Source organism: Streptomyces sp. NPDC089919 (assembly GCF_040684615.1).
Taxonomy (GTDB): domain Bacteria; phylum Actinomycetota; class Actinomycetes; order Streptomycetales; family Streptomycetaceae; genus Streptomyces.
In genome coordinates this window covers 1-5865 of sequence record NZ_JBFBGK010000200.1, presented here as the reverse complement: position 1 = coordinate 5865, position 5865 = coordinate 1, and the positions used below count along the sequence as shown (strand labels likewise).

The 5865-nt window shown below is 74.3% G+C and carries 7 protein-coding genes; 3 read left to right on the top strand and 4 right to left on the bottom strand.

The features are described from left to right. Positions 1-370 precede the first annotated feature (370 nt). Both AB0O40_RS37360 and AB0O40_RS37355 read right to left on the bottom strand, forming a co-directional pair. Positions 371-1096, bottom strand: a complete 726-nt coding sequence (locus AB0O40_RS37360; protein WP_365050669.1) for a response regulator transcription factor — start codon at positions 1094-1096, stop codon at positions 371-373. Positions 1097-1114: 18 nt separating this feature from the next. After that, entirely contained in the window at positions 1115-1945 is an 831-nt protein-coding gene (locus AB0O40_RS37355) for an adenosylcobinamide-GDP ribazoletransferase (RefSeq protein ID WP_365050666.1), read from the bottom strand. Between the two features lie 69 nt (positions 1946-2014). Between AB0O40_RS37355 and AB0O40_RS37350 the strand changes: the two genes are divergently transcribed. After that, on the top strand, positions 2015-2770 hold the full coding sequence (locus AB0O40_RS37350; RefSeq protein ID WP_365050663.1) for a hypothetical protein: 756 nt from the start codon (positions 2015-2017) through the stop codon (positions 2768-2770). 77 nt (positions 2771-2847) lie between these two features. Here AB0O40_RS37350 and AB0O40_RS37345 read toward each other — a convergent pair whose 3' ends face one another. Both AB0O40_RS37345 and AB0O40_RS37340 read right to left on the bottom strand, forming a co-directional pair. Next, entirely contained in the window at positions 2848-3126 is a 279-nt protein-coding gene (locus tag AB0O40_RS37345; protein WP_365050660.1) for a hypothetical protein, read from the bottom strand. Positions 3127-3140: 14 nt separating this feature from the next. Next, positions 3141-3932, bottom strand: coding sequence for a PspA/IM30 family protein (locus tag AB0O40_RS37340; protein WP_365050657.1), 792 nt, complete (start codon positions 3930-3932; stop codon positions 3141-3143). A 286-nt stretch (positions 3933-4218) separates the two neighbouring features. On the opposite strand from AB0O40_RS37340, the gene AB0O40_RS37335 reads away from it, so the two are divergent. Further along, the gene (locus tag AB0O40_RS37335; RefSeq protein ID WP_365050654.1) at positions 4219-4830 is read left to right on the top strand and encodes a DUF3043 domain-containing protein; all 612 of its coding nucleotides are present in this window, start codon (positions 4219-4221) and stop codon (positions 4828-4830) included. Between the two features lie 200 nt (positions 4831-5030). Further along, the gene (locus AB0O40_RS37330; RefSeq protein ID WP_365050672.1) at positions 5031-5738 is read left to right on the top strand and encodes a methyltransferase domain-containing protein; all 708 of its coding nucleotides are present in this window, start codon (positions 5031-5033) and stop codon (positions 5736-5738) included. Positions 5739-5865: the final 127 nt, after the last annotated feature.

The window sequence follows — 5865 nt, the reverse complement described above, 5'->3', positions numbered from 1 at the left end:
TCCCGAAACCGGTGGGCACCGCCCCCGGAGCCCCCGCGCCTCAAACGCCGGCGAGGCTGGGTAAGGAGACGGCGGGGCTCCGCCCCGAACCCCGCACCGCCGCTCCGCGACGGTCGCCTCAAACGCCGGCGGGGCTGGGAGGGGTACAGCAGGGCGCCGCCCCGGCGAGGCTGGGAGGGGTACAGCAGGGCGCCGCCCCGGCGGGGCTGGGAGGGGTGCAGCAGGGCGCCACCGCGCCTCAAACTTCCCCAGCTACCGCTGGGAGGTGCCCCCCAGCGAGGCTGGGCAAGGGGCCGGCGGGGCTGGGAGGGGTACAGCAGGGCGCCGCCCAGGGTGCCCGGGCGGGGTTGGGCGGGCGGGGGAGCGCCGCTCACTCGCCCCGCGGGCGTACCAGGCCCGACTCGTACGCGAAGACGACCAGTTGCGCTCGGTCTCGGGCGCCGAGTTTGGACATGGCGCGGTTGACGTGGGTTTTGACGGTGAGGGGGCTGACCTCGAGCCGTTCGGCGATGGCGTCGTTGGAGAGGCCGCCGGCGACCTGGACCAGCACTTCCCGCTCGCGGCCGGTGAGGGCGGCCAGGCGTTCGGCCCGCGCGCCGCTGCCGGCGGGGTCGGCGGGGGCGCCGGCGGTCTGCTGGAGGAAGGTGGCGATCAGGCCCTTGGTGGCGGCCGGGGAGAGCAGCGCCTCGCCGGCGTGCGCGATCCGGATCGCGGTCAGCAGCTCGTCCGGCTCGGCGCCCTTGCCGAGGAATCCGGAGGCGCCCGCGCGCAGCGCCTGGACCACGTACTCGTCCACCTCGAAGGTGGTGAGCATGACGACCCTGACCCCGGCCAGGCCGGGGTCGGCGCTGATCATGCGGGTGGCGGCCAGCCCGTCGGTGCCGGGCATCCGGATGTCCATCAGGACCACGTCGGCCCGCCGCTCCCGGGCCAGTTCCACGGCCTGCGCCCCGTCGGCGGCCTCGCCCACGACGGCCATGTCGGACTCGGAGTCCACCAGCACCCGAAACGCGCTCCGCAGCAGGGCCTGGTCGTCGGCGAGCAGGACGCGGATGGGGCCCTCGGGGCGGGCGGCGTCGGCGGTGTCGGCGGTCATACGGTCAGCCTAGGCGGCTCACGCGGCGGCCGGGCCGCCGAGGGTGAGGACGATCAGGGCGGTGGTGGCGGAGGTCTCGGCGACGGCGCCGAAGACGTCCCCGGTGACCCCGCCGAACCGGCCCACGCAGCGCCGCAGCACCAACTCGCCGACGACCAGGGCCGCGAGGACGGCCCCGGCGTGCCGCAGCGCGCCGGCCGGGCCGAGCGGCAGCGCGGCGGCGGCCGCGGCCAGCACGACCAGGGCGGCCAGGGCGAGGGCCGGCCCGCGCGGCACCACCCCGGCGACCGCGGCGCCCAGCCCCTCGGGCCGGGCGGCGGGGACCCCGGAGCGGGAGGCCAGCGTCAACGCCAGCCGGGCGGCGGTGGCGGCGACCGTCACGGCCAGGGCGCCGCGCAGCCAGGACTCGCCGAACAGCTCGAAGAGCGCGGCCGTCTGGGCCAGCAGCCCCACCACCACGGCGATCACGCCGAAGGGCCCGATGTCCGACTGCTTCATGATCCGCAGGGCGGCCTCGGCGGGCTTGGCGCTGCCCAGGCCGTCGGCGGTGTCGGCCAGCCCGTCCAGGTGCAGGCCCCGGGTGAGCGCGGCCGGGACGGCCGCGGTGACCACGGCGGCGAGCAGCGGCCCGACGCCGAGGAAGAGCAGTACGGTGCCGGTGGCGGCGGCGAGCAGACCGACCGTCAGGCCGGCCGCCGGGGCGCAGAGCATCCCGGTGCGGGCGGCCGGGCGGTCCCATCGGGTGATGCGGGCGGGCAGCACGGTCAGGGTGCCGAAGGCGAATCGCAGGCCGTCGGGCAGGGTGGCGCGCTCCTCGGGCGGGAGCGGCGGCGGGACAGAATCGGTCACCGCCGGAACGGTACCCGCTGCCGCCGACCGGTAAATTACCCATTACCTGCCAAAACGGGAGCTGGTGGTATGGGTCACTGGTGGTACCGCAACATCGTCGAGCCGGGCAAACTCCCGCTGCTGCTCGCGCTGCTCTCGTTCGTGCTGTCCTTCCTGGTCACCCGTACGATCACGCGTCTGATCAGGGCGGGCAAGGGCCCCTTCCGCAACATCCGCCCCGGCGGGCTGCACGTGCACCATGTGGTGCCCGGGGTGGTGCTGGTCATCATCGGCGGCTTCGGCGCGGTCGGCAGCCGGCACCACAGCTTCGGGGCGCTGGTCTCCGCCGTGCTCTTCGGCCTGGGCGCCGGGCTGGTGCTCGACGAGTTCGCGCTGATCCTGCACCTGGACGACGTCTACTGGAGCGAGCAGGGCCGCAAGAGCGTGGAGATCGTGGTGCTCACCGCGGCGCTGGTCTGCCTGGTGCTCGGCGGCTTCCTGCCGTTCGGCGTCAACGACCTCACCCCGGAGGAGCGGGCGAACCGGGGGGCGGTGGTGCTCAACACCGCCACCAACTTCTTCCTCGCCCTCTTCGCGCTGTGGAAGGGCAAGCCGCGCACCGCGCTGCTGGGGACGGTGGTGCCGTTCGTGGCGCTGATCGGCGCGGTACGGCTGGCCCGGCCGGGCTCGCCGTACGCCAAGCGGTTCTACGCCAACCGGCCGCGGGCCCGGGCCAAGGCGGGCCTGCGGGCGTACCGGCACGACCGGCGGTGGGCGGTACGGCGGCGCAAGGTCCAGGACTGGATCGGCGGGGCCCCCGACAAGGAGCGGGCCCGGGCGGGCTGAGGGGCGGCCGGGCCGGACGTGCGACCGGCCGGCACCCGCGTAGCGGGTGCCGGCCGGTGCCGTCGTCGGGGCGGTGCTCAGCCCGGGATCAGGCCGTCGTCGTTGAGCATCTGCCGGACCTCGTCCAGCCCGGCGTCGGGCGCAGGCAGGATCAGCTCGGAGGGCTCCAGCGCGTCGTCCGGCAGGGGCGAGCCCAGCCGGCGCACGGCGTCCAGCAGGGCCCCCAGGGTGCGCCGGAAGCCGTCCTCATCACCGCTCTCCAGCTCCGCGAGCAGTTCGTCGTCCAGCCTGTTGAGCTCGACGAGGTGGGCGTCGTCGAGCCGGACCTGACCTTCCCCCATGATGCGGACAATCATGACGGGCCCCTGTCCTACTGCTTGTCGAAGCGGTGCTGGGTCTGCTGATCGCCCTGGGCGTCCGGCCGGCCGCCCTCGATGGCGGGCTTGGCGGCGGAGCCGCCGGCCAGCTCGGCCTTCATGCGCGCCAGCTCCAGCTCGACGTCCGTACCGCCGGAGAGGCGGTCCAGCTCGGCCTGGATGTCGTCCTTGGCGCCCAGACCGCTCTGGTCGTCCAGGGCGCCCGAGGCCAGCAGCTCGTCGATCGCCCCGGCGCGGGCCTGGAGCTGCGCGGTCTTGTCCTCGGCACGCTGGATCGCGAGGCCGACGTCGCTCATCTCCTCGGAGATGCCGGAGAAGGACTCGGCGATCCGGGTCTGCGCCTGCGCGGCCGTGTACGTGGCCTTGATGGTCTCCTTCTTCGTCCGGAAGGCGTCCACCTTGGCCTGCAGGCGCTGGGCGGCGAGGGTCAGCTTCTCCTCCTCGCCCTGGAGGGTCTGGTGCTGCACCTCCAGGTCGCTGACCTGCTGCTGGAGCGAGGCCCGGCGGGACAGCGCCTCGCGGGCCAGGTCCTCGCGGCCGAGCGCCAGGGCCTTGCGGCCCTGCTCCTCGAGCTTGCCGGACTGGCTCTGGAGCTGGTTCAGCTGGAGCTCCAGGCGCTTGCGGGAGGTCGCGACGTCGGCGACGCCCCGGCGGACCTTCTGCAGCAGCTCGAGCTGCTTCTGGTACGAGTAGTCAAGGGTCTCGCGCGGGTCCTCGGCCCGGTCAAGGGCCTTGTTCGCCTTCGCGCGGAAGATCATCCCCATACGCTTCATGACACCGCTCATGGGCTTCGCGCGCCCCCTTCTGACGACTGCTGACGGCTTTCAGGGCCTGGACTCCATCAAGACCCACAGTACGGGCCCTGCTTCCATTACCGCACTGTTCGCGCACGGATGCGCTCCTCCTCCAGGACGAGTACGGACGGTCGCCGTCACGCCAGAGGAGTACGTGGTGCCCGTACCCTCGCGGAATCCGCCGCGCCGGTCGTGGCGGCTCCGCAGGGGGAAGGACGCACGTCGTTGCCGGATCGTTCCCCGGTGCGGTGGGGTACCCGCCGCACACCCCGTACCCTTGGGTTCTGTGTTTGGTAGCCGTTCCTCCAAGGAAGAGAAGGCGTCCACCACCGCCAAGGTGACCGACGACCTCTCCAAGCAGCCCCGTGACCCGCAGGCGCCCAAGGGCCGCCCGACGCCGAAGCGCGCCGTGGCCCAGTCGCAGCGCAAGTCGGTCGTCACCTCCACCGGCAACCGCAAGGAGGACGCCAAGCGCTCGCGCGAGGCGCGCCGTGCGGAGATGTCCCGTCAGCGGGAGGCCCTGGCCGCCGGTGACGAGCGCTACCTGCCGGCCCGCGACAAGGGCCCGGTCCGCCGGTTCGTCCGCGACTACGTCGACTCGCGCTACTCGGTGGCGGAGATGTTCCTGCCGCTGGCGGTGCTGATCCTCGTGCTCAGCATGATCCGGGTGACCAGCATCCAGAACATCGCGCTGATGCTCTGGCTGGCCGTGATCGCGCTGATCATCGTCGACTCGATCGGCCTGCTCTTCCGCCTGCGCAAGGCCCTCAACACGCGCTTCCCGGACCAGCCCAAGCGCGGCGCGGTGGCCTACGGCCTGATGCGCACCCTCCAGATGCGTCGCCTGCGCCTGCCGAAGCCGCAGGTCAAGCGCGGAGAGCGGCCCTGAGTACGGCCGACCCGGCCTTTACCGGGCCGGCTGCCGGGCCGGCCGCCGCAGCGGTGACCGAGGCCCCCGAGGGGGCCGCCCCGGCGACGCCGCTCTCCGTCTCCGTGCCCGCCCAGGCCTCGCCCGTCGGCTTCACCGGCGGGGCGAGCCCCTGGCTGGCCGGGCTCGGCGGCCTGCGCAACACCGTGCGCCAGGAGCTCATGGCCCGCCAGGTCGACGAGCAGATCGCGGCCCGCTTCCCGGTGGGCCAGCGGCTGCGGATCCTGGACGTCGGCATGGGCCAGGGCACGCAGGTGCTGCGGCTGGCCCGGGCCGGGCACAAGGTCACCGGCCTGGAGTCCGACCCCGAGATGCTGGCGGCGGCCCGCCGTGAGCTGGCCGGGGAGCCGGCCGGGATCCGCGAGCGGGTCCGCGTCATGGAGGGCGACGGCCGGGAGACCGGCGCGCACTTCCTGCCGGGCAGCTTCGACGTGGTGCTCTGCCACGGCGTCCTGATGTACGTGCCCGAGCCGGACGCGCTGCTGGCGGCGCTGGCCCGGATGCTGGCGCCCGGCGGCCTGCTGTCGCTGCTGGTGCGCAATGCGGACGCGCTGGCGATGCGGGCGGGGCTGGGCGGCGACTGGGCCGGGGCGCTGGCCGCCTTCGACACCGACGCCTACACCAACCGGCTGGGCCTGCCGGCCCGGGCGGACCGGCGCGAGGCGCTGGCCGCGACGATGTCGGGGATCGGGGCACCGCTGTCGGCGTGGTACGGGGTGCGGGTCTTCACGGACGGGGTCCCCAACGAGTCCTCACTGCCGGTGCCTGCGGAGTTGTCCCAGATCATCGCCGCGGAGGACCGCGCGGGCCGCACCGACCCCTACCGGGCCGTGGCCGCCCTCCTCCACCTCTGCGGCGTCCGCGGCTGACGCCTCCCCCGCCGGGGCCTGCCCTGTGCTCCCAGCCTGCCGGGGACGTCCCCGGCCTCGCCGGTGGAGTGGCAAACCCAGCCTCGCCGGCGTTTGAGGCGCGGGGTCCGGGGCAGCGCCCCGAAAC